Annotated in this window: 26 protein-coding genes and 3 pseudogenes; 14 read left to right on the top strand and 15 right to left on the bottom strand. The window is 74.1% G+C overall.

The annotated features are described in order from the left end of the window. Window positions 1-51: 51 nt before the first annotated feature. Both IE98_RS50495 and IE98_RS0104775 read right to left on the bottom strand, forming a co-directional pair. Window positions 52-383: pseudogene (locus tag IE98_RS50495) on the bottom strand (VOC family protein); the annotation flags it as partial. Window positions 384-415: 32 nt separating this feature from the next. Next, the gene (locus IE98_RS0104775; protein WP_199922868.1) at window positions 416-811 is read right to left on the bottom strand and encodes a DUF1801 domain-containing protein; all 396 of its coding nucleotides are present in this window, start codon (window positions 809-811) and stop codon (window positions 416-418) included. Between the two features lie 109 nt (window positions 812-920). Between IE98_RS0104775 and IE98_RS0104770 the strand changes: the two genes are divergently transcribed. Further along, window positions 921-1,415: a hypothetical protein gene (locus tag IE98_RS0104770; RefSeq protein WP_030264577.1), complete on the top strand. Its 495-nt coding sequence runs from the start codon at window positions 921-923 to the stop codon at window positions 1,413-1,415. An 18-nt stretch (window positions 1,416-1,433) separates the two neighbouring features. Here IE98_RS0104770 and IE98_RS0104765 read toward each other — a convergent pair whose 3' ends face one another. Next, complete coding sequence (locus IE98_RS0104765) at window positions 1,434-2,375, bottom strand: ornithine cyclodeaminase family protein (RefSeq protein ID WP_030264576.1); 942 nt, start codon at window positions 2,373-2,375, stop codon at window positions 1,434-1,436. After that, complete coding sequence (locus tag IE98_RS0104760) at window positions 2,372-3,154, bottom strand: IclR family transcriptional regulator (protein WP_043173453.1); 783 nt, start codon at window positions 3,152-3,154, stop codon at window positions 2,372-2,374. The genes IE98_RS0104765 and IE98_RS0104760 overlap by 4 nt, the downstream gene beginning before the upstream one ends. A gap of 102 nt (window positions 3,155-3,256) precedes the next feature. Here IE98_RS0104760 and IE98_RS0104755 point away from each other — a divergent pair, with 102 nt between their 5' ends. From IE98_RS0104755 to IE98_RS0104745, 3 genes are read left to right on the top strand one after another with little or no spacing between them, the layout of a single operon-like run. Next, window positions 3,257-4,564 carry an amidohydrolase family protein gene (locus tag IE98_RS0104755; protein WP_030264570.1) on the top strand — a complete coding sequence of 436 codons (1,308 nt, stop codon included), beginning with the start codon at window positions 3,257-3,259 and terminating at the stop codon, window positions 4,562-4,564. Next, entirely contained in the window at window positions 4,561-5,637 is a 1,077-nt protein-coding gene (locus tag IE98_RS0104750) for a dipeptidase (RefSeq protein ID WP_030264567.1), read from the top strand. Before IE98_RS0104755 ends, IE98_RS0104750 begins: the two co-directional genes overlap by 4 nt. Window positions 5,638-5,697: 60 nt before the next feature. Next, window positions 5,698-6,693 carry a cation diffusion facilitator family transporter gene (locus IE98_RS0104745; RefSeq protein ID WP_078660775.1) on the top strand — a complete coding sequence of 332 codons (996 nt, stop codon included), beginning with the start codon at window positions 5,698-5,700 and terminating at the stop codon, window positions 6,691-6,693. 126 nt (window positions 6,694-6,819) lie between these two features. On the opposite strand, the gene pntB is transcribed toward IE98_RS0104745, so the two are convergent. The 3 genes from pntB to katG form a co-directional block, all read right to left on the bottom strand. After that, entirely contained in the window at window positions 6,820-8,274 is a 1,455-nt protein-coding gene (pntB, locus tag IE98_RS0104740) for a Re/Si-specific NAD(P)(+) transhydrogenase subunit beta (RefSeq protein ID WP_030264561.1), read from the bottom strand. Window positions 8,275-8,277: 3 nt separating this feature from the next. Further along, window positions 8,278-9,840, bottom strand: coding sequence for a Re/Si-specific NAD(P)(+) transhydrogenase subunit alpha (locus IE98_RS0104735; protein WP_030264558.1), 1,563 nt, complete (start codon window positions 9,838-9,840; stop codon window positions 8,278-8,280). Window positions 9,841-10,094: 254 nt separating this feature from the next. Continuing rightward, a complete protein-coding gene (katG, locus tag IE98_RS0104730) occupies window positions 10,095-12,326 on the bottom strand; it encodes a catalase/peroxidase HPI (protein ID WP_030264555.1) in 2,232 nt (743 codons plus the stop codon). A 316-nt stretch (window positions 12,327-12,642) separates the two neighbouring features. Between katG and IE98_RS0104725 the strand changes: the two genes are divergently transcribed. Then, window positions 12,643-13,062, top strand: a complete 420-nt coding sequence (locus IE98_RS0104725; protein WP_030264553.1) for a Fur family transcriptional regulator — start codon at window positions 12,643-12,645, stop codon at window positions 13,060-13,062. Between the two features lie 60 nt (window positions 13,063-13,122). Here IE98_RS0104725 and IE98_RS0104720 read toward each other — a convergent pair whose 3' ends face one another. Then, a complete protein-coding gene (locus IE98_RS0104720; protein ID WP_030264551.1) occupies window positions 13,123-14,253 on the bottom strand; it encodes an AAA family ATPase in 1,131 nt (376 codons plus the stop codon). Next, window positions 14,250-14,918 carry a nicotinamide riboside transporter PnuC gene (pnuC, locus tag IE98_RS0104715; RefSeq protein WP_030264548.1) on the bottom strand — a complete coding sequence of 223 codons (669 nt, stop codon included), beginning with the start codon at window positions 14,916-14,918 and terminating at the stop codon, window positions 14,250-14,252. The genes IE98_RS0104720 and pnuC overlap by 4 nt, the downstream gene beginning before the upstream one ends. 233 nt (window positions 14,919-15,151) lie before the next feature. Between pnuC and IE98_RS50490 the strand changes: the two are divergent. The 4 genes and pseudogenes from IE98_RS50490 to IE98_RS0104685 all read left to right on the top strand — a co-directional run. Then, window positions 15,152-15,439, top strand: a pseudogene (locus tag IE98_RS50490) (muconolactone Delta-isomerase family protein); the annotation flags it as partial. Between the two features lie 33 nt (window positions 15,440-15,472). Next, a complete protein-coding gene (locus IE98_RS45975) occupies window positions 15,473-15,844 on the top strand; it encodes a YybH family protein (protein ID WP_030265042.1) in 372 nt (123 codons plus the stop codon). Between the two features lie 59 nt (window positions 15,845-15,903). Next, window positions 15,904-16,992, top strand: a pseudogene (locus IE98_RS52495) (M4 family metallopeptidase); the annotation flags it as partial. A gap of 157 nt (window positions 16,993-17,149) precedes the next feature. Further along, on the top strand, window positions 17,150-17,455 hold the full coding sequence (locus tag IE98_RS0104685) for a protealysin inhibitor emfourin (protein WP_030264540.1): 306 nt from the start codon (window positions 17,150-17,152) through the stop codon (window positions 17,453-17,455). Window positions 17,456-17,499: 44 nt separating this feature from the next. On the opposite strand, the gene IE98_RS50480 is transcribed toward IE98_RS0104685, so the two are convergent. Then, the gene (locus IE98_RS50480; RefSeq protein WP_078660773.1) at window positions 17,500-18,351 is read right to left on the bottom strand and encodes a MerR family transcriptional regulator; all 852 of its coding nucleotides are present in this window, start codon (window positions 18,349-18,351) and stop codon (window positions 17,500-17,502) included. An 88-nt stretch (window positions 18,352-18,439) separates the two neighbouring features. Between IE98_RS50480 and IE98_RS0104675 the strand changes: the two genes are divergently transcribed. Together IE98_RS0104675 and IE98_RS0104670 are read left to right on the top strand one after the other, a co-directional pair. Beyond that, the gene (locus tag IE98_RS0104675; RefSeq protein ID WP_030264534.1) at window positions 18,440-18,931 is read left to right on the top strand and encodes a hypothetical protein; all 492 of its coding nucleotides are present in this window, start codon (window positions 18,440-18,442) and stop codon (window positions 18,929-18,931) included. 100 nt (window positions 18,932-19,031) lie between these two features. Then, complete coding sequence (locus IE98_RS0104670; RefSeq protein WP_030264531.1) at window positions 19,032-19,430, top strand: hypothetical protein; 399 nt, start codon at window positions 19,032-19,034, stop codon at window positions 19,428-19,430. Window positions 19,431-19,446: 16 nt separating this feature from the next. Here the strand turns inward: IE98_RS0104670 and IE98_RS0104665 are convergent, their stop codons facing one another. After that, entirely contained in the window at window positions 19,447-19,962 is a 516-nt protein-coding gene (locus IE98_RS0104665) for a DUF1877 family protein (RefSeq protein WP_030264530.1), read from the bottom strand. A gap of 112 nt (window positions 19,963-20,074) precedes the next feature. On the opposite strand from IE98_RS0104665, the gene IE98_RS0104660 reads away from it, so the two are divergent. Then, window positions 20,075-20,365 carry a hypothetical protein gene (locus tag IE98_RS0104660; RefSeq protein ID WP_030264527.1) on the top strand — a complete coding sequence of 97 codons (291 nt, stop codon included), beginning with the start codon at window positions 20,075-20,077 and terminating at the stop codon, window positions 20,363-20,365. Between the two features lie 171 nt (window positions 20,366-20,536). Here IE98_RS0104660 and IE98_RS0104655 read toward each other — a convergent pair whose 3' ends face one another. Then, the gene (locus IE98_RS0104655) at window positions 20,537-20,911 is read right to left on the bottom strand and encodes a transglycosylase SLT domain-containing protein (RefSeq protein ID WP_234443405.1); all 375 of its coding nucleotides are present in this window, start codon (window positions 20,909-20,911) and stop codon (window positions 20,537-20,539) included. 502 nt (window positions 20,912-21,413) lie between these two features. Between IE98_RS0104655 and IE98_RS0104650 the strand changes: the two genes are divergently transcribed. Next, window positions 21,414-21,863 carry a carboxymuconolactone decarboxylase family protein gene (locus IE98_RS0104650; RefSeq protein ID WP_078660772.1) on the top strand — a complete coding sequence of 150 codons (450 nt, stop codon included), beginning with the start codon at window positions 21,414-21,416 and terminating at the stop codon, window positions 21,861-21,863. A 16-nt stretch (window positions 21,864-21,879) separates the two neighbouring features. Here the strand turns inward: IE98_RS0104650 and IE98_RS0104645 are convergent, their stop codons facing one another. Both IE98_RS0104645 and IE98_RS0104640 read right to left on the bottom strand, forming a co-directional pair. Further along, on the bottom strand, window positions 21,880-22,995 hold the full coding sequence (locus tag IE98_RS0104645; protein ID WP_078660771.1) for an AI-2E family transporter: 1,116 nt from the start codon (window positions 22,993-22,995) through the stop codon (window positions 21,880-21,882). A gap of 364 nt (window positions 22,996-23,359) precedes the next feature. After that, a complete protein-coding gene (locus IE98_RS0104640) occupies window positions 23,360-23,938 on the bottom strand; it encodes a TetR/AcrR family transcriptional regulator (RefSeq protein WP_030264519.1) in 579 nt (192 codons plus the stop codon). Between the two features lie 272 nt (window positions 23,939-24,210). On the opposite strand from IE98_RS0104640, the gene IE98_RS0104635 reads away from it, so the two are divergent. Further along, window positions 24,211-25,683 (top strand): MFS transporter, encoded by a 1,473-nt coding sequence (locus IE98_RS0104635; protein ID WP_052390130.1) that lies wholly within the window; start codon window positions 24,211-24,213, stop codon window positions 25,681-25,683. A 107-nt stretch (window positions 25,684-25,790) separates the two neighbouring features. Here IE98_RS0104635 and IE98_RS0104630 read toward each other — a convergent pair whose 3' ends face one another. Continuing rightward, window positions 25,791-26,762 (bottom strand): aldo/keto reductase, encoded by a 972-nt coding sequence (locus tag IE98_RS0104630; protein ID WP_030264513.1) that lies wholly within the window; start codon window positions 26,760-26,762, stop codon window positions 25,791-25,793. Window positions 26,763-26,807 lie beyond the last annotated feature (45 nt).

Below are 26,807 nucleotides of genomic sequence, written 5' to 3'. Positions count from 1 at the left end.
CCCGCCGTCTGCGCCGGTGCCCCTCCGCCGGCGGGATCCGGAAGAGAGGGCCTACGCCTCGCTGATGTCGACCAGCCAGGTGATGCCGAAGCGGTCGGTGCACATGCCCGGGACGTCGCCCCCACATCTGCTTCTCCAGCGGGACGGACACGGTGCCGCCCTCGGAGAGCGCCGTCCAGTAGCCCCGCAGTTCGGCGTCGTCGTCGCCGCTCAGGCTCACCGTGATGTTGTTGCCCGGCCGGTGCTCCATGCCGGGCGGGTTGTCCGCGCCCATGAGGGTGTAGCCGCGGGGTCACCGGCATGCCGTGCATGATCTTGTCGGCCGATTCGCCGGTCCGGTCCGGGTTGAACCGGCCGAAGGTGTTGAGGTCCGGGTCGCCGCCGGGGGCCGTTCGGCCGCGGAGCGACCGCCGGGCTACGGGGTGATCGTCCGGCCGTCCGTCCGCGCGAAGGACGTGCGGACGAGCTCGGTGAGGACGTCCCGGTCCACGTCGGCGAGCCGCCTGAGGTAGAGGCAGCCCCTGCCGGTGGTGTGCGGGCCGAGCCGGGCCAACAGGCCGGCGTACGGCTCGAAGCCCTCGGCGAGGTACAGCACCAGCGCCTGGCGGCGCGGGGCGAAGGCGATCGGCGGCCACTCGCCGGTGCGGCCGCTCGCGTAGCGGTGGCTGTAGCTGCCGAAGCCGACCATCGAGGCGCCCCACATCTCGGCGGGCGCACCCGTCGCCGCGGCGATCAGGGCGCACAGCTCCTGCGCCTCGGCCCGGCGCCGTTCCCCGGTCACCGCCGCGAGGAACTCCGCGGGGGTCCGCACCCGTCCGCGCGGTCTTCGGCTCAGCCATCGCAGTCACCCACCCCTCCAGCATGCCCGCAGCGGGGCGGGCCCGTCCGGCGTCGGCGCGACGCGGCGTACGCTGGCCCGCATGGCCGTGGTCGAGGTGGTGCAGCTGCTGGTGTCGCCGGGGCACCGGTACACCGGGCGCCCCTCCGAGGGGCCGTCCCCGGCGCACCCGGACGAACTCGTGCGCAGCGCCGAGGTACGGGCGGGTCTCGGCCTGGTCGGGGACCGGTACTACGCCCGCCCGGCGCACCGGGATGCCGCGGTGACGCTGATGGCCGCCGAGAACCTCCCGCTCGGCATCCGTCCCGACACCGACCTGCGGCACACCCGCCGCAACGTGCTGCTCCGCGGCGTGGACGTCGACGCCCTCCTCGGCCGGACGGTCTCCCTGGACTGCGGCGGCGGGCCCGTCCTGCTGGCCGTGCGCCGTGCCGCCCGCCCGTGCGCTTGGATGGACGCCGTCATCGGCCCCGGCGCCCAGCGGGCGCTGCGGGACCGGGGCGGTGTCCGCTGCACCCCGCTCAGCGACGGGGTGCTCGCGCTCGGGCCCGCGGAGTTCGAGGTCCTGCCGGACTGACGCGGCCGCCCCGGGAGGTCAGAGGTCCACCACGGTGCCGAGGCCGCGGGCGAGGGCGGTGCGGTGGACGACGGCGGCGGCGGCGACGTCCAGGGCGGCGTGGCCGGTGGACTTGAAGACGGTCAGCTCCTGGGCGGAGCGGCGACCGGGGGCGGTGCCGTCGAGGACGGCTCCGAGCAGGGTGAGGCGCTCGGCCGGGACACCGCTGAGCTCGTGAGCGCCGGCCGGCGGGGGAGAGACGGCGCCGGGCCACTCGGCGAAGAGCGTGCCCTCGCGCACGGTCGCGGCGTCCAGCTCCGGCCCACGCGACCCGCCCACCGAGCTGACGTGGGCGCCGGGCGCCAGGGCGGCCCGGTGCAGGACGGGCGTGGAGGCGTCCGTGCAGCAGAGGACCACGTCGGCACCGTCCAGCGCCTCCGCGACCGTCGCGGACGCCGCCCCCGGGAGCAGCTCCGCCGTACGGCGGGCCCGGTCCGTGTCCCGGCCCCCGACCACCACCTCCGTCCGCGGATCGAGCCCGGCGAGCAGGGCGAGTTGGGCGCGGGCCTGGGTGCCGGTGCCGAGCACCGCCACCCGCCGGGGCACCGGTGCGGCGAGCGCCCGCATGCTCAGCGTCGCGCAGGCCGCCGTCCGGACGGCGGTCAGCGGCTCGGCGTCCATCAGGGCGAGCGGCCGCCCGTCCCGCTCGTCGAAGAGCGCCACCACTCCGCGGTGGCTGCTGCGCCCCGGCGCCGCCGGGTCGGCGAAGACCGAGACCAGCTTGGCCGCGAGCCCCAGCCCCGGCACGTGGCCGGGCATGGCGCCGAGCAGTCCGGTGGGCGTCCGGGCGGCGATCCGGGGCGGAGCCGACACCTCGTCACGGGCGATCGCGACCAGGGCGCGGGCGACCGCCGCGGTCACCTCCACGGGGTCGAGGGCGGCACGGGTCTGCGCCCGGTCCAGCACCAGCACCCCGCTCACCGGGCGCCTCCGTCCGCGTCCGGCCCCGTAGCCGCGGCCCGGCCCGCGAGCACGTCCTCCAGCGTGCCGGCGGCCGCCAGCAGACGCTCCGTCAGCCCGTCGAGCGCGGGTCCGTCGAAGTCGGTGTCCAGGCCGACCGCGGTCAGCGCGCAGACCGGTGAGCCGTCCCGGGAGCGCACCACCCGGCTGATCGACGCGACCGGCTTCTCGTGCCGCCCGCGTTCCAGGGCGACACCGGTGCGCTCCACCCGGGCGAGGTCGGCGAGCAGGCCGTCCGCGCCGTCCAGCGGATGGCCGGCCTCCTCGGCCGGACGCAGGTACGGGGCCCGCGCGTCGGCGGGCAGCGCGGCGACCAGCGCCAGCGGGCCGGCGAACCGGTGCACCGGCAGCGCCTCGCCGCGCAGGTGGGAGATCATCGCCAGCCGCTCCGGGCGCACCACGTCCACCACCCGCGCCCGGTCGCCCTCCAGCACCTGCAGGTTCACCATCAGGCCGGTGGCCGCGGACAGCCCCTCCAGGACCGGCCGGGCCAGCGCCGTCAGCGAGTGGTGCAGCGCGGCCGCCGAGACCTGCAGCGCCGCCGCACCCGGCAGGTAGCTGTCGCCGACCCGCAGCACCCAGCCGCGGCGGACCAGGTCGAGCAGGATCCGGTACGCCGTCGCCCGGTGCAGGTCGACCGAGCGTGCGAGGTCGGCGAGCCGGGCGGGGCGTTCGGCGCGGGCGACCGCCTCGACGAGGTCGAGGGCCTTGTCGACCGCCGACCGGGGAGCCTGTGACATCCGACCTCTCCACCTCCGGGGACCACTGGGATACAGTGGCAAGCGTTTCGCCAGACAATACACATGTTGCGCCTGATGCAACAGACCAGTGAGAGGTGACGGATGCCGGACGAGTCCCACGGCGCACCCACCCCCTACGCGCCGCCCCCGCCCGGTGCCGTCACCGTCTACCGCGGGGCCACCGTCTTCGACGGGACGGGCCGCCCGCCCCGCCGGGCCGCGATCGTCGTCGACGGCGAGCGCATCCGGCAGGTTGTCGCCGAGGCCGACGCGGCCGCCCTGCTCCCGGACGGCGCCGAGACCGTCGACCTCGACGGCCGGTACGTCACCCCCGGCCTGATCGACGCCCACCAGCACCTCGCCACCCCGCCGGACCGGCCGCGCGCCGAGGCCGTGCTGCGCCGCCTGGTGCACAGCGGCGTCACGGCGATCCGCGACATGGCCGACGACGTCCGCCAGATCGGCGACCTCGCCCGCGCCACCCTGGTCGGCGAGATCCCCGGCCCCGACATCCACTACGCCGCCCTGATGGCGGGTCCGTCCTTCTTCGACGACGTCCGCACCCACCAGGTCACCCGCGGCGCCGTCGCCGGACAGGTCCCCTGGATGCAGGCCGTCACCCCCGCCACCGACCTGCCGATCGCCGTCGCCCTCGCCCGCGGCACCCACGCCTCCGCGATCAAGGTCTACGCCGACCTCGACGCCGCCACGGTCGCCGCGATCACCGCCGAGGCCCACCGCCAGTCCGTCCCGGTCTGGGCGCACGCCGCGGTCTTCCCCGCCGGCCCGCGCGAGGTCGTCGAGGCCGGCGTCGACACCGTCTCGCACGTCACCCTGCTCGCCCACGCCTGCGCCGCGCAGCCCCTGACGACCTACCGCGACAAGCCGCCCGTCGACCACGTCCGGCTCACCGCCGGCAACGACCCGGTGATCGAGGACCTGCTCGCCCTGATGCGCCGCAGCGGCACCGTCCTCGACGCCACCGCCGCGCTCTGGGCCAGCGCAGAGATGACCGGCGGCGGCCCCGAGGCCGCCGAACGCGCCCGGCAGAACAGCGACCTCGCCGCCGCCCTCACCGCCCAGGCGCACCGTGCGGGCGTCCCGATCGCCACCGGCACCGACTACGAGACCCCGCCGGACGACCCCTTCCCGGCCCTCTACGAGGAACTCGCCTTCCTCGTCGACCGCTGCGGCCTCACCCCCGCGGACGCGCTGCGCTCCGCCACCGCCGTCGGCGCCCGCAGCGCCGGTGCCGAGCAGCTGCGCGGCACCGTCGAGGCCGGCCGGCTCGCCGACTTCGCGGTCTTCGACGAGGACCCGCTGCAGGACGTCAAGCACCTGCGCACCGTCCACCTGACCGTCAAGCGCGGCCGCCGCCACGCCCGCGCCGACTTCGAGGCGGGCCGATGACCGACTCCCCCTTCCCCCCGGTCGTCAACGCGCTCGGCCAGCTGGACAACCCCAACGCGCCCCGGTCCGCCGAGGCCGCCGCCGAACTCAACCCCTCCAGCTCCCGGCTCACCGTGGACGCCCGCGCCCTGGCCGACGCCCGGTCCTCCGGCCTGACCGCCGTCAACATCACCCTCGGCTACACCATGGGCGACCTCCCGCCGTACGAGCACACCCTGGAGGAGATCGACGTCTGGGACGGGATCGTCCGCGCGAACCCCGCCGACCTGCTCAAGGTCCGCACCGCCGCCGACATCCACCGGGCCGCCCGGGAGAAGAAGGTCGGCATCGTCTACGGCTTCCAGAACGCGGTGGCCGTCGGCGACGACCCCGGCCGCGTCGCGGTCTTCGCCGAGCGTGGCGTCCGCGTCGTCCAGCTGACGTACAACCAGGCCAACCAGCTGGGCGACGGCTCCATGGCGCCGGAGAACCGCGGACTCACCCCGCTCGGCCACCGGGTCGTCGAGGCGCTCAACGACAGCCGGCTGATGGTCGACCTCTCGCACAGCGGCGAACGCACCTGCCTGGACGCGGCCCGGGCCTCCCGGCAGCCCGTCTCGATCAACCACACCGGCTGCCGCGCCCTGGTCGACCTGCCGCGCAACAAGACCGACGAGGAACTGCGGCTGGTCGCCGACCGCGGCGGCTTCGTCGGCATCTACTTCATGCCCTTCCTCAGCCCGACCGGCCACGCCACCGCCGCCGACGTCGTCGAGCACATCGCCCACGCCGTCGACGTCTGCGGCGAGGACGCCGTCGGCATCGGCACCGACGGCACGATCACCCCGATCGACGACCTCGACGCCTACCGGTCCGCCCTCGCCGAGCACGTCGAACTGCGGCGCGCGAGCGGCGTCGGCGCGGCCGGCGAGCGTGCCGACACCCTGCCGTTCGTCGAGGACCTGCGCGGCGTCGACCAGTTCCGCGAGCTCGCCCGGCTGCTCGAACGGCGCGGCTACCGATCCGAGCGGATCGAGAAGATCCTCGGCCGCAACTTCGTCGACTACGCCGAACGCGTCTGGGCTCCCGCCTAGGTCGGCCCGCCGACCGCCACGAGGCGCATGGCGTGTCGGGGACCGGGCACACAGCCGGTCATGTCGGACATACTTCCTGCTGTGGACCCCCGACCCGACCATCCCGTGGAGGCCGGCGCACCGCAGGCCGGCGACACCACCGAGAGCACCGTCACGGTGGTCGTCGCCGGCCTGTGCAACCTCGGCATCGCCGTGGCCAAGGCGCTCGCCGGCCTGGTGAGCGGCTCCGGTGCGATGCTCGCGGAGGCCGCGCACTCGCTCGCCGACACCGTCACCGAGGTGCTGCTCTTCCTGAGCCTCAAGCGCAGCACCCGCCCCGCGGACGACACCCACCCCTTCGGCTACGGCCGGGAGCGGTACGTGTGGGCGTTGCTCGCCTCGTTCGCGACCTTCATCGGCGGCGCCGTCTTCTCGATCACCGACGGGGTCCGCACCCTGCTGCACGGCGAGGAACTCGGCAGCCCGACCGCCTCCTACATCGTGCTGGCCGTCGCCTTCGTCCTCGAGTCCGTCTCGCTCTCCCGGACGGTCCGCCAGGTCCGCAGCGAGGCAGGCCGGCTCGGGGTGACCGGCCGCCGCTACCTGCGCGCCACCCCCGACACCGCCGTCAAGGCGGTCTTCCTGGAGGACGTGGCCGCACTGATCGGCCTCGTGCTGGCCTTCGGCGGGGTCCTCGGTACCGAACGGACCGGCGACTCGGCGTGGGACGGCGTCGCCTCGCTGCTGATCGGGGCACTGCTGGCCTGGGTGGCGGTGGTGCTGGCCCGCGCCAACGGCTCGCTGCTGATCGGCCGGGCGCTGCCGCAGAGCGCGGAGGACCGGATCGCCGAGACCCTGCGGGGGCAGCCGCAGGTGCGGCAGGTGGTCGACCTGGTCACCCTGGTCAGCGGACCGCAGGACGTCCTGGTCGCGGCGAAGGTCGCCTTCGAGGAACCGGCGACCGCCCGGGACGTGGAACGCGCCTGCGAGGAGGCCGAGAAGGCGATCCGCGCCGCCCACCCGGCGGTCGCCCGGGTCTACCTCGACCCGACCCCGGGCCGTACCAAGGAGCTGTAGCGGGACATGCGCCGGGGGCGCGGGGAACCGCGCCGGACCGGGCCCGGTCCGAAGACCGGCCCGCATCCGAATTGCGCACTTCCCCGCGCCCCCGGGGTGCTGCCCCTTGAGCGCCGACCCCCGGTGCTATGCGGCAGCCTTGGTGCGGCGGTCGCCGGGGGAGGGGTCGAGGGTGTTGAGGGCCTGGAGGATGGCCTCCACGCTCTGCTTGGCGTCACCGAACAGCATGCTGCTGTTCTCCCGGAAGAACAGCGGGTTCTGCACGCCCGCATAGCCGGACGCCATCGACCGCTTGAAGACGACCACGTGGTCCGCCTCCCACACCCGCAGCACCGGCATGCCCGCGATCGGACTGGTCGGGTCCTCCGTCGCCGCCGGGTTGACGGTGTCGTTGGCGCCGATCACCAGGACCACCGAGGTACCGGTGAAGTCGTCGTTGATCTCGTCCATCTCCAGCACGATGTCGTACGGCACGCGGGCCTCGGCCAGCAGCACGTTCATGTGTCCGGGCAGGCGGCCCGCCACCGGGTGGACGCCGAACCGGACCTCGACGCCGCGCTCGCGCAGCACCCGGGTCAGCTCGGCGACCGGGTGCTGGGCCTGGGCGACGGCCATGCCGTAGCCCGGGGTGATGACCACCGAGTCCGCCTCGGCCAGCATCTGCGCCGTCTCCTGCGCGCTGCTCTCGCGGTGCTCGCCCTGCTCCGCGTCCTGCGCGGCGGGCGCCTCGATGCCGAAGCCGCCGGCGATGACGGAGATGAAGGACCGGTTCATCGCCTTGCACATGATGTACGACAGGTAGGCACCGGAGGAGCCGACGAGCGCACCGGTGACGATGAGCAGGTTGTTGTTCAGCAGGAAGCCCGCCGCCGCAGCCGCCCAGCCCGAGTAGCTGTTCAGCATGGAGACCACCACGGGCATGTCGCCGCCGCCGATCGAGGCCACCAGGTGCCAGCCCAGCAGCAGGGCCAGCACCGTCACCGCGATCATCAGACCGAGGTTCGGGCTGACGGTGAACCACACCGTCAGCGCCACGAACGCCACCAGCGCCGCCACGTTGAGCGCGTTCTTGCCCGGCAGCATCAGCGGGCTCGACTTGATCCGCGCCGACAGCTTCAGGTAGGCGACGATCGAGCCGGTGAAGGTGACCGCGCCGATGAAGATGCCGATGAACACCTCGGCGTGGTGGATGCGCAGCAGGTCCGAGCCGATCAGGGTCTGAGCGGCGCCGTGCTGCTCGACCTCCAGGTAGCTGTTCCACCCGACCAGCACCGCGGCCAGGCCGACGAAGCTGTGCAGCACGGCGATGAGCTCGGGCATCTGGGTCATCTCGACCCGGCGGGCCCGCCACAGGCCGATCGCGCCGCCCGCGGCCATGGTGACCACGATCAGCGAGACCGCGCCCGCGGAGATGTCGTGCGCCGCGACCACCACGGTGGCCACGAGCGCGAGCGCCATGCCGGCGATGCCGTAGGCGACACCCGCACGCGAGGTCCGGTGCTGGGAGAGCCCGGCGAGGCTGAGGATGAACAGCAGTGCGGCGACCAGGTCCGCGGCATGGGCGGCCGTCGTGTACGTCATCGGTCATCGGCCCTTCGAGAACATGCCGAGCATCCGGCGGGTGACGGCGAATCCGCCGAAGATGTTGACGCTGGTCAGCAGGATCGCCACGGCCGACAGCACCGTGACCACCGCGTTCTCGCGCCCGATCTGCAGCAGCGCGCCGATCACGACGATGCCGGAGATCGCGTTGGTCACCGACATCAGCGGCGTGTGCAGGGCGTGGTGCACCTTGCCGATCACGTAGTAGCCGATGACCACGGCGAGCGTGAACACCGTGAAGTTCTCCGCCAGCTGGGCCGGGGCGAAGGCGACCAGCAGGAACATCGCGAGCATGCCGAGCCCGACCAGGCCCAGCCGCGTGCGCGTCGAGAGGCCGGCCGGCTTGGCGGCGACCGGCGCCACGGGGACGGCCGGTGCGGCGGCGGCCGGCGCCGCGGAGACCTGCACGGGCGGTGGCGGCCAGGTCAGCTCGCCCTCGCGGACGACCGTCACCGAGCGCTGGACGACGTCCTCGAAGTCGAGCACCAGCCGGCCGTCCTTGCCGGGCGTGACCAGCTTCAGCAGGTTGACCAGGTTGGTGCCGAACAGCTGGGAGGCCTGGGCCGGCAGCCGCGAGGCGAGGTCGGTGTACCCGATCAGCGTCACCCCGTTGTCGGTCACCACCACCCGGCCGGCGACCGTGCCCTCGACGTTGCCGCCCTGTGCGGCGGCCATGTCGACGACCACGCTGCCGGGGCGCATCGCCGCCACGTCCTCGGCGGTGATCAGCCGCGGCGCCGGGCGGCCCGGGATGAGCGCCGTGGTGATGACGATGTCCACGTCCGCGGCCTGCTCGTGGTAGAGCTTCGCGGCCGCCCGGTTGTAGTCGTCCGTGGTGGCCTTGGCGTAGCCGTCGGTGCTGCGCTCCTGCTCCACGTCGACCGCGAGGAACTCGCCGCCGAGCGAGCGCACCTGGTCCGCGACCTCGGGCCGCGGGTCCGTGGCCCGGACGACCGCGCCGAGGCTGCTCGCCGCGCCGATCGCGGCCAGACCGGCCACACCGGCGCCGGCGACCAGCACCTTGGCGGGCGGGACCTTGCCGGCCGCGGTGACCTGGCCGGTGAAGAACCGGCCGAAGACGTGCGCGGCCTCGATGACGGCCCGGTAGCCGGCGATGTTCGCCATCGAGCTGAGCACGTCCATCGACTGCGCGCGGGAGATGCGCGGCACCGCGTCGAGCGCCAGCGCCGTGACCGGACGCTGCGCCAGCAGGTCGATCAGATCCTTGTTCTGGTTCGGGCCGAGCAGGCCGACCAGGGTCGCGCCGTCGCGCAGCCGCGCGACCTCCTCGGCGGAGGGCGCGTTCACCTTCAGCACGACGTCCGCGTGCCAGGCCTCGCCGATCCCCGCCCCCGCCTCGCGGTAGGCGTCGTCGGTGAACCCGGAGGCCGAACCGGCCCCGGACTCGACGACGACCTCGTAGCCCAGGGCCAGCAGCTGACGCACCGTGGCCGGTGTTGCCGCGACCCGGGTTTCGCCGGTGGCCGACTCCGCCGCCACGCCCAGGCGCTGCGGTGGAGGGTTGGCCGGTTCGTGAGCAGACATGACACCTGTCTCCCTTGTCGGAGGCGCAGCCGGCGACGGGTCTTCCGCGCTCGGCTGTTGCCAGGATTCTGCGATCCGGGGGAGCCCGCACCCCTGGTCGCAGGAACGTACACCCCTGCCACAGGCCGTGACGACGGCCCCTCCGGTGACCTTCCTCACGTGGACAGCAGGCCCCGGAACAGCAAACACCGGCCCCGGCGGAGCGCCGGGACCGGTGTTCTGAGGTCGGGTCGGACACCGACCGTCGGTGCCGGCTACGCGAGATCGAACCGGTCGAGGTTCATCACCTTGACCCAGGCGGCGACGAAGTCGTCGACGAACTTCTGCCGCGCGTCGTCGCTCGCGTACACCTCGGCGAGCGCCCGCAGTTCGGAGTTCGAACCGAAGACGAGGTCGGCCCGGGTGCCCGTCCAGCGGACGGCGCCGGTCGCGGCGTCGCGGCCCTCGAAGGTGTGCGCGTCCTCCGAGGTGGCCCGCCAGGTGGTGCCCAGGTCGAGCAGGTTCACGAAGAAGTCGTTGGTGAGCGAGCCCGGCGTAGCGGTCAGCACGCCGTGCGGCGACTCCTGGTGGTTGGCGCCCAGCACCCGCAGACCGCCGACCAGCGCCGTCATCTCGGGGGCGGTCAGGGTGAGCAGGTTCGCCCGGTCGAGCAGCAGGAACTCGGCCGGCAGCCGGTTGCCCTTCCCGTGGTAGTTGCGGAAGCCGTCGGCGGACGGCTCCAGTGCGGCGAACGACTCGGTGTCGGTCTGCTCCTGCACCGCGTCGGTGCGGCCCGGCGCGAACGGCACCTCGACCGCGGAGCCCGCCGCCTTCGCGGCCTGCTCGACGCCGACGCCGCCGGCGAGCACGATCAGGTCGGCGAGGGAGATCTGCACACCGCCCGGACGGGCGTCGTTGAAGGACTTCCGGATGTCCTCCAGGGTGCGCAGCACCGGCGCCAGCCGGTCCGGGTCGTTGGCCTCCCAGCTGCGCTGCGGCTCCAGGCGGATGCGGGCGCCGTTGGCGCCGCCGCGCTTGTCGCTGCCGCGGAAGGACGAGGCCGACGCCCAGGCGGTGGACACCAGCTGACCGACCGTCAGGCCGGAGGCGGCGATCTCGCCCTTGAGCACGGCGATCTCCTCGGCGCCGACCAGCGGGTGCGACACCGGGGGCACCGGGTCCTGCCAGAGCAGCACCTCGGACGGCACCTCGGGGCCGAGGTAGCGCACCACCGGGCCCATGTCGCGATGGGTCAGCTTGTACCAGGCGCGGGCGAAGGCGTCGGCGAAGGCCGCCGGGTCCTCCAGGAAGCGGCGCGAGATCGGCTCGTAGACCGGGTCGAGGCGCAGCGAGAGGTCGGTGGTCAGCATCGTCGGCGCGTGGGTCTTCGATGCGTCGTGCGCGTCCGGGACGGTGCCCGCGCCGCCGCCGTCCTTCGGCTTCCACTGGTGGGCGCCGGCGGGGCTCTCGGTGAGCTCCCACTCGTGCCCGAAGAGCGTCTCGAAGAAGCTGTTGTCCCAGGTGACCGGGGTGGCCGTCCAGGCGCCCTCGAGGCCGCTGGTGATCGCGTCGCCGCCCTTGCCGGTGCCGAAGCTGCTGCGCCAGCCGAGGCCCTGCTGCTCCAGCGGGGCGTCCTCGGGGTCGGCGCCGACGCTGTCCGCGGGGCCGGCGCCGTGGGTCTTGCCGAAGGTGTGGCCGCCGGCGATCAGCGCGACGGTCTCCTCGTCGTTCATCGCCATCCGGCGGAACGTCTCGCGGATGTCCCGGGCCGCGGCGATCGGGTCCGGGGTGCCGTTCGGGCCCTCCGGGTTGACGTAGATCAGGCCCATCTGGACGGCGCCGAGCGGGTTCTCCAGCTGACGGTCGCCGCTGTAGCGCTCGTCGCCGAGCCAGGTCTGCTCGGGGCCCCAGTAGACGTCCTCCTCCGGCTCCCAGACGTCCTCGCGGCCGCCGCCGAAGCCGAAGGTGGTGAAGCCCATGTCCTCCAGCGCGACGTTGCCGGCCAGGATCATCAGGTCGGCCCAGGAGATGTTCCGGCCGTACTTCTTCTTGACCGGCCACAGCAGGCGGCGGGCCTTGTCGAGGTTGGCGTTGTCCGGCCAGCTGTTGAGCGGGGCGAAGCGCTGCTGGCCGGCGCCCGCGCCGCCGCGGCCGTCGCTGATCCGGTAGGTGCCGGCGCTGTGCCAGGCCATCCGGATCATGAACGGGCCGTAGTTGCCGTAGTCGGCCGGCCACCAGTCCTGCGAGGCGGTCAGCACCTCGGAGAGGTCCCGCTTCACCGCGGCGAGGTCGAGCGAGGCGAAGGCCGCGGCGTAGTCGAAGGACCCGCCGAAGGGGTTGGCCTCGGCGGGGTTCTTGGCAAGGATCCGCAGGTTCAGCTGGTTCGGCCACCACTGGCGGTTTCCGCCGCCCTGGGTCGGATGAGGGGCCCGCCCGTGTACCACCGGGCAGCCGCCGGTCCCCTCCGTCTTCGCGTCGGTGACGATTGCGTCAGGGTTCTCGGACATGTGAATCCTTCCAAGCTGGACGATCAGTTCCGAAGATGGGTCGGCCGGAAGAAGCGCGCGCACCCGGACCGGCGGGCCCGTGCGCCGGGAGCCCGTCCCGGACGGGCGTCGGACCGGCCGCGCCCGCGGTCACCGGAGCCCTGCGGCCGGCGCGGGACGCATCCGTCCCGGTCGTCCGGCGGGCAGCCACGAGCAGCAACGTTCAGGTCGTCCTCTTCCGTTCAGCAGTGCCGATTTCGACCCTACATTAGACCTTGTCTAAGTCAACGCCGACACAAATCTTCAGCCGATTCCAGCCGCCTGGTACCCTCCCCCCATGAGTGACCTGTTGGAACGGCTCCGGAACCGCGGCTGGCGGCTGACCGCGCAGCGGCGGGTCGTCGCCCAGGTCCTGGACGGCGACCACATCCACTACACGGCCGACGAGATCCACGCCCGCGCGGTGGAAATGCTGCCCGAGATCAGCCGCGCCACCGTCTACAACACGCTGGGCGAGCTGGTCTCGCTCGGCGAGGTCATCGAGGTCAGCACCGACGGGCGGGCGAAGCGGTACGACCCCAACGCCCACCACGCCCACCAGCACCTGGTCTGCCAGTCCTGCGGCACCATCCGCGACGTGCACCCGACCGGTGACCCGCTCGCCTCGCTGCCCGACGCGGAGCGCTACGGCTTCACCCTCTCCGGCGTCGAGGTCACCTTCCGCGGCCTCTGCCCCGGCTGCGCCCAGGCGCAGTAGCCTCCGGCGATTCCCCGGCGCAGTTCACCCGATCGGGTGAGTCGGTGCCGATGTCGTGGTTCACCCCGTCGGGTCGCCCAGCGCCCATCCGTCGGCCAGCAGGGCGTCCACGGCGGTCAGCGCCCGCTGCAGCCGCTCGACCCGGTCGCCGTGCAGCTCGATCCAGGGCGCCCCTGCGGCGGCCAGCACCTCGCGGAACCGGCCGGTCATCCACGGGCGCAGGTGCTCGCCGTCGCGCAGCCCGTCGTCGTCGAAGGCCACGCCCTCGTCCGAGGTCAGCAGGTAGAGCGCGCGCGGCGGCAGGCCCGCGGCGAGCCGGCGGACCGGCTCGGTGGCCCGGCCCCGGTAGCGCTCCTGCCAGACGGTGGTGGCCAGGGTGTCGGTGTCGCAGACCAGCACCGGCCCGCCCGCCCGGGCCGCGCGCTGCTCGGCCTCGTTCTGCCGGCGGCCGACCAGCTCGAAGTCGGCGTCCGTCCACTCCAGGTCGAACACGGTCGGCACCGGACCGCCGGGCCGGGCGCGGCCGCGTGCCACCGCGAGCTTCGCGGCGGTGAGCTCCCGGCCGTACTCGGGCACCCAACGGGTCGCCGCGTGCGGACCGCCGCGGCCGCGGAGGGCCGCCGCCAGGTCGCGGGAGAGCGTGGTCGTGCCGGTGGACTCCGCGCCGAGCACCACCACCCGGCGGGCGAACCAGGCCCGGACGGGCGGCTCCAGGTCCTCCCAGTGGGCGACCGGGTCGGCCCGGACCTTGGTGCCGGAGACCGCGAAGGTGTCCCGGGGCACGTCCAGCAGCACGGGTGCGGCGTCGAACCGCCGGGCGAGCTCGGTGCCGTACGGCTCGGAGCTGAACACCGCGTCCACCGGCGGCGCGGGCGGTGCCGCGGCCACCGCCTCGCGCATCAGCGCGACGTGCCCGGCCCAGGCGTCGGCGCTGTCGTAGTCGACCGGAAGGTCGTCGGCGATCCCGGCGACCGCCACGTGCGGTTCGCCCGCCCAGTGCTCGCGCATCCAGGCGACCCGGTCGGCCAGCGGCACCGACTCGCAGGCCGCCGCCATCACGACCACCGTCACCCGCTCGCAGGCGTCCGCGGCCGAACGGATCAGGAAGTGGTGGCCGGCGTGCGGCGGGTAGAACTTGCCGATCACCAGGCCGTGGGCGAACCGGCCGCCGTCCGCCGGGCGGGCGCTCATGCCGGCACCCCCGCCGGGGCGGCGGCCGGGCGGGCGGCCGCGGCGAGCTCGCGGTGCCAGCTGCGCAGGCCCACCCCGCACAGGGCGAGGAAGAGCACGTACACCGCGGCGGTCAGCACCAGGTCCTTGGCCGCGTACAGCGGGATGTAGACCAGGTCGGCGGCTATCCAGAGGTACCAGTTCTCCACCTGCTTGGCGTTCAGCAGCCACTGGGCGGCGAGCGACAGGGCGGTGGTCAGGGCGTCCCAGAACGGTGCGCTGTCCCCGGCCCGGGCGAGCAGCGCGGTCAGTCCCCAGGTGGCGGGGACCAGCAGGACGGCCAGCACCAGCAGCGCGGTCGGCGAGGCGTGACCCATCGGCCGCGCGGTCTGCCGCTCGCCGCCGCGCAGCCAGCGGTACCAGCCGTGGGCGGCCAGCAGCAGGAAGACGATCTGCAGCGCGGCGTCGGCGTACAGCCGGGCGCTCCAGAACAGCGCGAAGAAGAACAGGTTGTTGGCGATGCCCACCGGGAAGTTCCAGGAGCTGGCCCTGACGCACAGCCAGACGCAGACTGCGCCGGTGGCGAAGCCCAGCAGTTCGGCCGTGGTGACGGCGTCCTGTCCGAGCAGGAAGAGCTGGTGGTTCAGTGGTGCGAGCAGGTCGCTCAGGGTGTCGGCGACGGGCACGGGTTCCCCCTTCAGGAATAGCGTCAGGGTGACGATAAGGGGTGGCCGGTCGATCCCGCAACGGCCTTTCCGGCAGGTCGGGGCGGGGCGGGGGCCCGGACGCCGCAGCACGCGGACCGTTCGCCCACCGCCCGGTGGATCCGCCCCCCGCGGACGGGACGCCGGGCCGGCCGCTGCCACGGTGGTGTGTCGCTGCCGGGCCCGGTGCGCCGCGGCGCCGATACTCCGAAGCGATGCGGAGGAGAGGGGCGCCGATGGAGTTCCTGGTCGACATGGTGACCACCGTTCCCGACGGCACGTCCGAGGAGGCCGTCGCCGACATGCGGGCACGGGAGGCCGTCCGGGCACGGGAACTGGCGGCCGCCGGCCACCTGGTACGGCTCTGGCGGCCCCCGCCGGCACCGGGGGAGTGGCGCAGCTGGGGCCTGTTCGACGCACCCGACGCGGAGCAGCTGGAGCGGCTGCTCGCCTCCATGCCGCTGCGGGCCTGGCGCCACGACACGGTCACCCCGCTGACCCCGCACCCCAGCGACCCCCGGCCCCGGGGCCGCCTGGTGAACGGCGGGCCCGGCGACGAGCCGGACCTGCGCGGCGTCCTCGACCGCTGGAAGGCGGCCGTCGACGCCCACGAACCCGAGCAGGTCGCCGCCTGCTTCACCGAGGACGCGATCTTCCAGGGCCTGCACCCCTACACCGTCGGCCGCCCCGGCATCGCCGCCTACTACCGGGCGCAGCCGCTCGGCATGACGGCCCACTACCGGATCCTGGAGACCCGCCGCCCCGCCGACGGCCTCCTGCTCGGCTGGCTCGCCGTCGACTTCACCTTCACCGACCGGCCGACCCTGAGCGTGCAGCTCGGCGTCCTGCTCCGCCGGACACCCGACGGCTGGTCCATCGGCCACTACCAGGTGTCGCTGCTGCCCTGACGCCCCGCGCACCGCGACGGACGGGCGGCGGGCGGGGCCGGGTCGGGACAGATCTACCCATGGCCACGGGGCCGTTCTGCCCCCGGGGGGCCCGGGCGGCCGACGGAGGAATGGTGCGGCGGGGACGAGACATCCGAACCGAGGAACCCGCCATGAAGCACCTCTGCACCTTCGTTCCACCCCACGTCATCGAGCACATCGCCCGCGTCCAGGGCCGCGAGAGCCTGGCCCCCACACCCGCCCAGCGCACCGCCGTGGGGTCCGCCCAGTTCCGCAAGGCCCGCCGACTGGGCACCCCGGACGTTCCCGCGGCCACCGTGCCACCGGCGGCCCCGAAGATCAGCGCCGTGGCCGGCGTGACCGTTCCTGCCCCCGGAACCGCAGGCCGGGCGATCTACGACGACCAGCACGTACCCGCCTACAGCACCACCGTGATCCGTGGGGAGGGCGACCCCGCGGTGGCCGGCCTCAACGCCGACCTGGCCTACGACAACCTCGGCTCCGTCCGCGAGTTCTACAAGAAGCTGCTCGGCCGGAACTCCATCGACAACGCCGGACTGGACCTCGCCGCGCACGTCAACTTCGACAACGACTTCGACAACGACTTCGACAACGACTTCGACAACGACTTCGACAACGACTTCGCCAACGCCTTCTGGGACGGCGACGCCCAGGTGGTGGTCTTCGGCAACGGCGACAACGTCGTCTTCAAGGACCTCACCGGCGACCTCGACGTCTCCGCGCACGAGCTCACCCACGGCGTCACCCAGTTCACCGCCGGCCTCAACTACACCGACGACCAGAGCGGCGCGCTCAACGAGTCGTTCAGCGACGTGATCGGCTCCGCCGTCGACACCTGGGCCAACAACCGGGACGCCGACAGCCACAACCGGCTCATCGGCGACGAGATCATGGCGGACAGCCTCGCCGGCGAGGCCCTGCGCAACATGGCCGAACCCGGCTCCGCCTGCGACAACCCGGTCATGGGGCGCGACCCGCAACCCCGCGACATGAGCGGCTACTCCGAACCCGCCGACCCGCACCTGATGTCGGGCATCACCAACCGGTGGTTCTACCTGATCTGCAAGGAGATCGGGCTCGACGCGGGTGCGCTGATCATGTACCAGACCCTGCAGAACCTCTGGCCGACCGCCGGATTCAACGACGCCGCCGTGGTGGCCGCCGCCCAGGCACGGATCCTGGCCGAGACCAAGAAGGTGCCGCCCGAGGCGGCGCAGGTGGTCCGCGCGGCCGCCCGCCAGCAGGGCTTCTGGTGGACCGCCGACCCGGGCGAAGGAGAACGACGTGGTGCGCGTGTCACGGGAGCGCAGCGGTGGCTTCACCGGCCTGCGCACCACCTCCTCGCTGGACACCGACGAACTGGCCGGGCCCGAGGCCGACGCCGCCCTCCAGGCCCTGGAGGCGGCCGGGCAGGCCCGGAAGGCGGCCGGCCCCGCTGCGCCGGCCGCCCTCCCGCGCTACCGGTTCACCGTGCACGCGCCCGGCGGCGACCGGACGGTCGAGCTGACGGAACCCCAGGTCCCGCCCGCCCTGGGCCCGCTGATCGCCGAGCTCAAACGACGGCAGCGCCCGGCCGACCCGCCCGGCTGAGCCCGGTGGCCGCCGCGGCCGGACCGCGGCGGCCACCCCGGGGATCACCAGAAGCGCGGCTGGTGCGGCACGGACTCCAGGTCGGTGAGCACCAGCTCGCGGTCGTCGTCCTCGGCGATGTCCTCGGCGGCCGCCAGCGCCTGCTCCGTCCAGACCCGGGCCTGCACGGCGTCCCCGGCCACCGCGTGGGCGCGGGCCAGGGCCTCGTACGCGAAGGCGAGGTCCCAGTCGCCGATGCCGTGCTCGCGGCAGATCGCCAGGCTGCGGGCGGCGTGGTGTATCGCCGGCTCGCCGCGGCCCAGCACGCTGTAGACCCGCGAGCACTGCCACTCGCCGCGGCTGAGGTTCACCGGCTGCCCGACCTCGCCCCAGTGGTGGCGGGAGGCGTGCGCCATGTGCAGCATCCGGTCGTCCTCCTCCACCGTGCGGTCCTCCTTCTCCAGCAGGCGCCATACACCGTTGAACAGGTCGACGGCGAGTCGGCGCCCGCCGTCGTCGGGAGCGGTGGCGGCGGGCTGCGCTGCACTGTCGGTCATGGCTCGGGCGACTCCGTCCTGGAGGAGATGGTCGATGCGGTGGAGGTCGCCCCGGACGCGGTCCAGGCGGGCCCGCAGCCGGAGCCGGTGCCCGGCCAGCACCCGGGCCGTCACGGACTCGTCGTCCGGATCGGCCAGGCACAGCCGCACCTGCTCCAGCGGAATGTCCACGGAGCGGAGCAGCCGGACGAGACGCGCCTGCGCGATCTGCCCGGCGCTGTAGTAGCGGTACCCCGTGCCGGGATCGACCACCTCAGGCCGCAGCAGGCCCACCCGGTCGTAGTGACGCAGGGCCTTCGCGGTCAGCCCGGCCCGACGGGCCAGCTGACCGACCGTGAGCAACTCCGGGCCGTCCACCATGCCCAGACCCTAGGACCTTCCCCCGGGGGAACCTCAAGCCGGCCGGAACCAGGATCCGGCGCCCGCCGAGTCGGGCAGACTGACCGCCATGACGGGTGTGTACGGCGGGCGGCCGCCGATCGTGACCAGGTTCGGTGCGGTGCCCACGGTGCCGTCGCCGCGGACGCCGGACGACGCCGGGAGCAGCGTGCTCGCCGAGGCCCGGCGGTGCGGGCTGCGCGCCGTCGACTGGCTGTACGGCCTGACGGCCACCCGGCCCGACACCGAGGCGGGCAGCGCACTGCGCGGCCTCGCCGAGGCCGTGGCCGTGGTGCTGGTGGGCTTCGAGGAGGTCCTGCCCGGCCTGGACGGCGAACGGCTGACGGCGCTCGGCTGCCTGCTCGACGTGCACACGAGCCCGGAGGGGTCGCTGATCGCCCACCGCCGCGGCCGGCTGACCCCCGAGGAGCTGACCGCGGTGGCCGCCCTCGTCGCCGTCGTCCGCGGAGCGGCCGGCTGTGCCCGCGACCGCCGGCCGCAGGACCTCCCGCCGGCCCTGGAACTGATCGACCACATCCTCACCTCGGCGGGCGCGCCCTGAGGACCGGTGCCCGGCCCCGTCGGCGCTCGGTGGCATGATCCTGGTCGGTGGGCCGCCCCGGCGGGACCACCGACCCAGGACGTGAAGACGGGAGAGTGACGTGGACGTGCCGCGGATGTACCTCGGTGGCGGCGGAACGTGGCTGGAGATGGTCCACACCGAAGGGGAGGACTGGCGGGTCACGGCGAGCTGGTACTCGTCGCTCACCGCCGATTTCACCGCCTTCCTCACCGTGGAGGAGGTCGCGGAGTTCGCCGACGGGATGGTCGCACGGCTGAGCGTCCCGACCGGCGACCGGTTCTCGGCGCGGGTGACTCCCGGCCGCAACAACCCGCTGACGCTGACGGCCGAACCCGTCGGCGAACGGTTCGCCTTCTTCGCGTGGCTGACGCCCAACGGCGACGACGAGGTGTGCCACCTGCAGATGGAGATCAACCCCGCCGACGCCACCGAACTCGCCGACGGGTTCGCCGCGCTGCGTGCCGCCCTGGCGGGCTGACCGCGCGCCCGGCCGGTCAGTCGACCCAGGTCACCACCGCGAGACCGCGGGCCGCCGCCTCACGGTAGAAGGAGCGGAGTACGTCGAGGTGGTGGGCCAGGTAGGCGGTGAGGTCGCCGTGGAATCCGCCGAAGCCGCAGGACTCGGCGGCCTCGTCGGGGTCGGACGGCAGCCGGGCGAGCACCGCGCCCGTGTCGACCGCGTCGAGCAGGCCGGCCACCTCGGCCACGGCGTCCGGGGTCAGCAGGGTCGGTGGGTCGCCGATGCGGTCGTAGACCTTCAGGTGGTCGAGGTGGGCGACGGCGGCCGCGTCGTCACCGGAGATGCCGCGGTCGAGGAGGGCGACGGTCGCCGGCGCGGCCCCCACCGCGCGGAGGTGCCGCAGCAGGCCCCAGAGCGCCCAGTCCAGGTCGAGCAGGTCATCGGCGGGCGGGTCCCACCGCGGATCGCCGTCGGGGGAGCGAGCCGCGCTCCGCCGGCACCGGTCGAGGTACGCGGGGCTCACCCGCGCCAGCTGCTGGGTCAAGGCCATGCGCCGGATTCTTGCGGTCCCCGGCCGCGGAGGTCACCCGGTTTTCCGCCCGCCGGTCAGTGGGGACGGGCCGGATTTGCACGCGCCGGACGGCACGCGCAGAGTCGGTGGCATGAGTTCGCCGGAGTACCGGGGCCCTGCGCTGCTGCTCGCCGACGGCCGGGAGATCCCGGTCGAGGCCGAGCTGACGGGGAGTGTCCCGGCCATCGGCCTGCCGAGTTGGACGGGGACGCTCCAGGCCGGCGACACGCGGCTGGCGAGCGGGGCGATCCGGCGCGGCCGGCTGCGCCTCCCCGGCGGGTGGGAGGGCGGGTTCGCGGTGATGCGGACGGTGCTCGGTGTCTCGATCGTGTGGGTGCGGGGGAACGACATGGAGGCCTCGCCGGCCGACTGGCCCGGATGATCCCGCCCGGGGCTCCGCTCACGGGGGCGGGGTCCGGACGTGCCCGAAGGGGCCCGGCGCGGTGCGCCGGGCCCCTTGCGGGTGCCCCGGAGGTCCCTGTCCGGCCGCCGGGGCGGTGCGGGAACGGTCGTGCGGTGCCGGACGGGGCTGGTGCGGTGCCGAGGGGTCGGCTCAGTACCAGTGGTGGGTCTGCCAGAAGGACCAGGCGGCGTTCGGGCTGCCGTAGCGCGAGTTCATGTAGTCGTAGGCCCACTTGATCTGGGTCTTCGGGTTGGTCTTCCAGTCGGCGCCGGCGGAGGCCATCTTGGAGCCCGGCAGGGCCTGGCCCAGGCCGTAGGCGCCGGAGCTCGGGTTGGTCGCGTGGACGTTCCAACCGGACTCGTGGCTGATGATCTGGTTGAACGAGGCCAGCTGGTTCGCGGGCACGACCTGCGCGGCGATGGCCTGCGGCGACTGGGTCGCGGCGGAGGCGGTGGCCGGCATCAGACCGGCGCCCAGCGCGGTGACACCGGCGGCGCCGGCAAGAAGGACAGCAGAAGTGCGCATACGAAGCTTGAAAGCGGGCATGAAGAACAGGACCTCAATCGGGTTGGGCCGGTGTCCCGCCCGCTGACGTCCCCGGGCCGGACAGGGGCCTCGGGGTCGTAGGGCGGGACTCGGCGGAGAGCCGCACCCGGCGGGACAGGTGCCGGTGCGGCCTGACGACTCGCCCCAAGCTGCCAGAGGGCCACGGCCGCCGCCAAGACCCCCCTGGTACGACCCGGCGTCGTAGCGACGCCCCTCGGAACGGACCGGGAATACACCCCCGGGCGGTACCGCGTGCCCCCGGTGGGGCCGCGGGTGCGACCTGCGCGGGCTGTGTCCCGCTGGTCCGGCGACTACGACCCGCCGTCGTGGTGGCCCTGGGCGTGTGAGCACCCTCACCGGCTCACGGGCCCCGGTTCGGCAGCGCGTCGACGCCCCGCCACGCTCCGTTCCGTGAGCGCCGTCTCAACCGGGCACGCACCGGCGGGCCGCAGTCCGTGCACCGCCCCGGAGGGAGCGCGCCATGGCCGACCGCGACGACGGGCAGGGCTCCGAGGCGGAGCGGGCGGACCAGGCGGAGGAGCAGCGGTACGCGGCCGCGCTCGACGCGGCCGAGCGACTGCTCGGGATGCGGCTGGAACGGTTCCTGGGACGCGGCCCCGGGGAGCCCGCCAACGGTGCCGACTTCAAGCGGCTCGCGACGGTGCACACCTTCGGCGACTCCTGGCCGCGGACGGACGTCCTCGACACCCGGGCCCGCGCCCTGGTCTCGGTGGCGATCGCCGCGGCCCTCGGCACGCTCGAACCGCTGCGCGGCCAGCTCCGCATCGCGCTGAACAGCGGCGTCACGCCGGAGGAGGTCGTCGAGGTCTTCGTCCACCTGGAGGCGTACGCCGGGGCGGCCCGGGCGTTCGACGGCTACCGGATCGCGCTGCAGGTGTTCGCGGAGCGGGTGCGGGCGGACGGCTCGTAGCGGGGCCGGGCGGACGTCAGACGTCGGCCTTCGCGGGCGGAGGTGCGGGCCGCGGAGTGCGCAGCTCGGCGTACACCGACCAGGCCACCGAGACCGCGGGGACGGCGACCACGGCGCCGATCACGCCGGCCGCGATGCTGCCCGCCAGCACCGAGACGGCGACCACCACCGGGTGCAGGCTGACCGCCCAGCTCATCACCAGCGGGTGCAGCAGGTGGCCCTCGATCTGGCCGATCACCACGATGAGCAGCAGGACCACGATCGCGATCACCGGGCCGCGGGCCGCCAGCGCCACCAGGGAGGCGACCAGCATGGCGATCGGGGAGCCGACCAGCGGGACGAAGGAGGCGAAGAACTCCAGCACGGTGAGCGGCAGGGCCAGCGGCACCCGCAGCAGGTAGAGGGCGATGCCGACCATCGCGGCGTTGCTGGCGGCGACGATGAAGATGCCGCGGGTGTAGCCGGCGAAGGTCCGCCAGGCGGCGCGGCCGCCCCGGTCGAGGTGGTCGCCGGCGGCGTCGGGCAGCAGGCCCGAGGTCCACCGCCACATCCGCTCGCCGGAGTGCAGGAAGAACACCGACATGAAGAGTGCGAGCGCGGCGCCCGTCGCCACCTCGACCACCCGGCCGGCGCCGCTGACCGCCGTGCTGATGAGGGTCGAGCGGTGCTCGGAGAGGAAGTCGGTGACCTTCGTCTGGAGGTCGTCGAAGGTCTGGTGGGCGATGTGGAGGGGTGATCCCTCCAGGGCCTTCTCCAGCCGGTCCAGGCCGCCCTGGAACTCCTTGGTCAGGCTGGACAGGTCGTTCGCCACGGTCTCGCCGATCAGTGCCAGCAGCCCGGCCGGTACCAGGATCGCGAGGGCCAGCCCGATCAGCACCGAGAGCGGGCGGGGGAGGGTCCGGGCGATCAGGTCGACCAGGGGCCGGACGACCGAGGTGATCACCATCGCGAGGAACCCGGCCAGCGTGATCAGGTGGAACTTCCCGAGCAGCATCAGCACCACGTACGCGGCCGCCGCGACCACCAGCAGGCGCCAGGCGTAGTCGGAGAGCCGCCGCAGCCCGTGCGGCGCCCCGGCACCGCCTTCCGTCCGGCGGTCCGGCCGTCCCCCTCCCGGCCGCCTCACCGCCATGCCGCACCGCCGTGTCCCGCTGTCGCGGCATCAGGCCGCCGGGTCGCCGGCCGCAGGATCACCGCCCGCCGGCTCGCGGGCCGCCGCATCGCCGAACGCCGGGTCGCCGTCCGCCGCGTGCCGACGGGGCCGGCCGGGGTCGGGCGGGCGGGGGAGCGGCGGGCGGCCCGGGCACTGCCGGGGTGCGAAAGGGACATGAACCCTGGATAGCGGGTGCGGCGCCGTCCGGGGTGTTCCCGCGCCGACGGGGGCCCGCCCTCCCGTCGATCCTTCACCCTGCGGGGCGCGCCGGTCCGCGGGGGCGCGGGTGCGGCCCGGGCCGACGCTCGGTGCGGGCGCGCGTGCCGTTCGGGCCCGGAGCGGCTCAGGCCCGGGTGCGGACCCCGTCCAGGGCGATGCCGAGCACCCGGTCGCGCTGGGCCTCGTCGGGGAAGGCCACCGAGGTGATGCCGGAGACCAGGCGCAGCAGGTCGTCGATGCTCATGTCCTTCCGTACCTCGCCGGCCTCCTGGGCCCGCAGCAGCAGGGGGGTGCCGGCGTCGTACATGGACTGGCGGCAGGCCAGGAAGACGTCGGACTCCTCGCCCTCCAGGGCCTCGCGGATCGCGCGCTTGGTCATGGCGTAGTCGACGAAGCGGCGCAGCCAGGCGGCCAGGGCCTGCCACGGCGGCTCGCCGGCGACCTCGGCGGCGACCCGGCCGAGGTCGTCGACCTCGTTGGCGTAGACCGCCTCGAAGAGGTGCCGGCGGGTGGGGAAGTTGCGGTAGAGGGTGCCGATGCCGACGCCTGCGCGGCGGGCGATGTCCTCCAGGGAGGCGTCGGCGCCGTGTTCGGCGAAGGCCTCGCGGGCGGCGACCAGCAGGGCGTCGAAGTTCCGCGCGGCGTCGGCGCGGCGCGGGCGCTGGGCGGCGAGGAACTCGCTCACCACGATCTGGTCCGGCACGGTGACCTCGTTTCGACGCCCGGATTGAACCGGAGGGGTGCCTCCGCTAATGTGGAGGCGTGCCTCGACTTTAGCACCGGGGCCTCCGCTTCGGCCTGCCGTCAACGGCCCGGCCGACCCCTTCCCGTGTCCTGTCGGCCGCCCGCACGCCGCCGTACGGCACCTCCGTACACAGCACGTCCGTTCCCACGGCCGTTCCCGTGGTCGTCGCACCGTCGCACCGTCGTACCCCGCGCCACGACCTCCGAGTCCCCGAGTCCCGAGAAGGTTCGATGAACCGCCAGTCCCATCGCCTCACCTTCGGCGTCCTCGCCACCGGTGCCGGCGTGTTCGCACTGCTCCAGTCGCTGATCACGCCCGCGCTGCCGATCGTCCAGGCCGAGATGCACACCTCGCAGTCGACGGTCACCTGGGTGATGACCGCCTACCTGCTCTCCGCGTCGATCTTCACGCCGATCCTCGGCCGGGTCGGCGACATGGTGGGCAAGAAGCGCACCCTGGTCGCCGCGCTCGTCGCGCTGCTGGTCGGCTGCCTGGTCGCCGCCCTCGCCCCGAACATCACCGTGCTGATCGTCGCCCGGGTCCTGCAGGGCATCGCCGGTGCGCTCTTCCCGCTCTCCTTCGGCATCATCCGCGACGAGTTCCCCGCGGGCCGGGTGCCCGCCGGCATCAGCAACCTGTCCGCCGTGATCGCGGTCGGCAGCGGCCTCGGCATGGTCCTGGCCGGCCCGATCGTCGGCGCGCTGGACTACCGCTGGCTGTTCTGGTTCCCCGTCATCGTCGTCGCGGCGACCGCCCTGCTCGCCCACCGCTACGTCCCCGAGTCGCCGCACCGCACCGAAGGCAGCGTCAACTGGCTGTCCTCCGTGCTGCTCTCCGGCTGGCTGGTCGCCCTGCTGCTGCCCGTCAGCCAGGCGGCGAAGTGGGGCTGGGGCTCCACCCCGGTGATCGGTCTGCTGATCGCCGCCGCCGTCCTCTTCGCGCTCTGGACCGTCGGAGAGACCCGCTCCCGCAACCCGCTGATCGACATGCGCGTGATGCGCCTGCCGGCCGTCCGGACCACCAACGCCGCGGCCCTGCTCTTCGGCGGCGGCATGTACGCCGTCTGGGCCTTCCTCCCCGGCTTCGTCCAGACTCCCGCGTCGGCGGGCTACGGCTTCGGCTCCAGCGTCACCGGCGCCGGACTGCTGATGCTGCCGATGCTGGTCGCGATGTTCGTCTCCGGCCTGCTCAGCGGCCGGCTGGCCGGCCGCTTCCCGGCCAAGGCGCAGCTCGTCACCGGGGCCCTGCTCGGCGCCGCCGCCTGCGCGCTGCTCGCCGCCCGGCACCAGGCGCCCTCGGACGTCGCCCTCGCGGCGGGCGTCTTCGGCCTCGGCATCGGACTGGCCTTCGCCTCGATGAGCAACCTGGTCGTGCAGAGCGTGCCGCCCGCGCAGACCGGTGCCGCGACCGGCATGAACGCCAACATCCGCACCATCGGCGGCTCGATGGGCGCGGCCCTGATGACCGGTCTGGTGACGGGCCACCTGCAGCCCGACGGCCGCCCCTACGAGGCCGGCTACACCCACGGGTTCACCCTGCTCGCGGTGTTCTGCCTGGCGGCCGCGCTCGCGGCCCTGGCCGTGCCGAACCGGCGCAGCGGCCCGGCCGTGACAGCGGCCGCGACGCAGGCCACGACGCCGGCCGCGGAACCGCTCGCGGCGCCGGCCGCCGCGTCCGCGGCGGAGCGGGAGTCCGTCGGCTGAACGGCCGGCGGTGCGCGGCTGCGCCCGTGCTGCGGCCGCTGCCGCGCGGTGGGTCCGGGCCGGTGTGCCCGGACCCACCGCGGCACCCGTCTCCCCGGAAGCGGGGGTCAGGGATGCACGGCCACCGTCGTCCGTGCGGCGTCGAGCCGGGCGAGCTGGTCGGCCGTCAGGTCCAGGTCGACGGCGTCCAGGGCCTCGTCGAGCTGGCCCAGCCGACTGACACCGACCAGCGGCAGCACGGCGGGCGAACCGCCGAGCATCCAGGCGTAGACCACCTGGTTGGCGGTCGCGCCGGTCTCCCGGGCCACCGCCCGCAGTTCGGCGAGCGCCCGCGGCGAGCCGGCGTGGTCGTACTCGGCCGGCAACGGCTTGGCGGGGTCGGTGTAGGCACCGTTCAGCAGGGCGCCGTACGCCAGCACCGTCACCTCCGGGCCGACGGCCGCGGTGTCCGCCGGCCCGTCCAGGGACACCTGGTAGTCGAAGTCGGCGTCCGGAGCCGGCGTCAGGTAGGAGTGCCGCTGCTGCAGGGCGGCGTACTGCGGCAGGCCCGCCCGGCGGGCGAGGTCGCGGGAGCGGGTGAACCGCTCCACCCGCTGGTTGCTCATCCCGATCTGCTCGGCCAGACCGTCGGCGACGGCCTCGGCGAAGGCCGCGACGGTCTCCTCCAGGGGCGTCGCCGGGTCGTCGACGTGGCCGTACAACAGGTCGAGCCGGTCGGTGCCGAGCCGCTCCAGGCTGCGCCGCACCGCGGCACCGACCACCGGCCGCGACAGTCCCTCCCGGTTGGCCGGCCACTCGCCCGGGCCCCCGGGCAGGGCGCCGACCTTGCTCGCCAGGACGACCCCGTCCCGGTTCCCGCGGGAGGCCAGCCAGCGGCCGAGCAGGCGCTCGCTGTCGCCGCCGTCGCTGCCGGGCTGCCAGAAGCAGTAGCAGTTGGCGGTGTCCACGAAGGTGCCGCCCCGCTCGGTGAACCGGTCGAGCAGGGCGAAGGCCGTCGCCTCGTCGACGACGGTGCCGAACGGGAGGGTGCCCAGGCACAGGGCGGAGACCCGGCGCGTGCCCATGGTGCGGTATCGCACGAAAAGTCCTCTGCTTTCGTTCGCGTGGTCGGTGTACTCGGTCGG

The sequence above is a fragment of the Streptomyces sp. NRRL B-24484 genome (assembly GCF_000717715.1).
Lineage (GTDB): Bacteria > Actinomycetota > Actinomycetes > Streptomycetales > Streptomycetaceae > Kitasatospora.
The sequence above is the reverse complement of the archived record's forward strand: the minus strand, read 5'-3'. Positions and strand labels throughout refer to the sequence as shown.

What these genes read in the sequence shown, in the direction of transcription:
- IE98_RS0104770 (WP_030264577.1), top strand. Translation starts at nt 921, where the DNA reads ATGGCCGTGGTCGAGGTGGTGCAGCTGCTGGTGTCGCCGGGGCACCGG.
- IE98_RS0104760 (WP_043173453.1), bottom strand. Translation starts at nt 3,154, where the DNA reads ATGTCACAGGCTCCCCGGTCGGCGGTCGACAAGGCCCTCGACCTCGTC.
- IE98_RS0104755 (WP_030264570.1), top strand. Translation starts at nt 3,257, where the DNA reads ATGCCGGACGAGTCCCACGGCGCACCCACCCCCTACGCGCCGCCCCCG.
- IE98_RS0104750 (WP_030264567.1), top strand. Translation starts at nt 4,561, where the DNA reads ATGACCGACTCCCCCTTCCCCCCGGTCGTCAACGCGCTCGGCCAGCTG.
- IE98_RS0104745 (WP_078660775.1), top strand. Translation starts at nt 5,698, where the DNA reads ATGTCGGACATACTTCCTGCTGTGGACCCCCGACCCGACCATCCCGTG.
- pntB (WP_030264561.1), bottom strand. Translation starts at nt 8,274, where the DNA reads ATGACGTACACGACGGCCGCCCATGCCGCGGACCTGGTCGCCGCACTG.
- IE98_RS0104735 (WP_030264558.1), bottom strand. Translation starts at nt 9,840, where the DNA reads ATGTCTGCTCACGAACCGGCCAACCCTCCACCGCAGCGCCTGGGCGTG.
- katG (WP_030264555.1), bottom strand. Translation starts at nt 12,326, where the DNA reads ATGTCCGAGAACCCTGACGCAATCGTCACCGACGCGAAGACGGAGGGG.
- IE98_RS0104725 (WP_030264553.1), top strand. Translation starts at nt 12,643, where the DNA reads ATGAGTGACCTGTTGGAACGGCTCCGGAACCGCGGCTGGCGGCTGACC.
- IE98_RS0104720 (WP_030264551.1), bottom strand. Translation starts at nt 14,253, where the DNA reads ATGAGCGCCCGCCCGGCGGACGGCGGCCGGTTCGCCCACGGCCTGGTG.
- IE98_RS50480 (WP_078660773.1), bottom strand. Translation starts at nt 18,351, where the DNA reads ATGGTGGACGGCCCGGAGTTGCTCACGGTCGGTCAGCTGGCCCGTCGG.
- IE98_RS0104675 (WP_030264534.1), top strand. Translation starts at nt 18,440, where the DNA reads ATGACGGGTGTGTACGGCGGGCGGCCGCCGATCGTGACCAGGTTCGGT.
- IE98_RS0104665 (WP_030264530.1), bottom strand. Translation starts at nt 19,962, where the DNA reads ATGGCCTTGACCCAGCAGCTGGCGCGGGTGAGCCCCGCGTACCTCGAC.
- IE98_RS0104660 (WP_030264527.1), top strand. Translation starts at nt 20,075, where the DNA reads ATGAGTTCGCCGGAGTACCGGGGCCCTGCGCTGCTGCTCGCCGACGGC.
- IE98_RS0104655 (WP_234443405.1), bottom strand. Translation starts at nt 20,911, where the DNA reads ATGCGCACTTCTGCTGTCCTTCTTGCCGGCGCCGCCGGTGTCACCGCG.
- IE98_RS0104650 (WP_078660772.1), top strand. Translation starts at nt 21,414, where the DNA reads ATGGCCGACCGCGACGACGGGCAGGGCTCCGAGGCGGAGCGGGCGGAC.
- IE98_RS0104645 (WP_078660771.1), bottom strand. Translation starts at nt 22,995, where the DNA reads ATGGCGGTGAGGCGGCCGGGAGGGGGACGGCCGGACCGCCGGACGGAA.
- IE98_RS0104635 (WP_052390130.1), top strand. Translation starts at nt 24,211, where the DNA reads ATGAACCGCCAGTCCCATCGCCTCACCTTCGGCGTCCTCGCCACCGGT.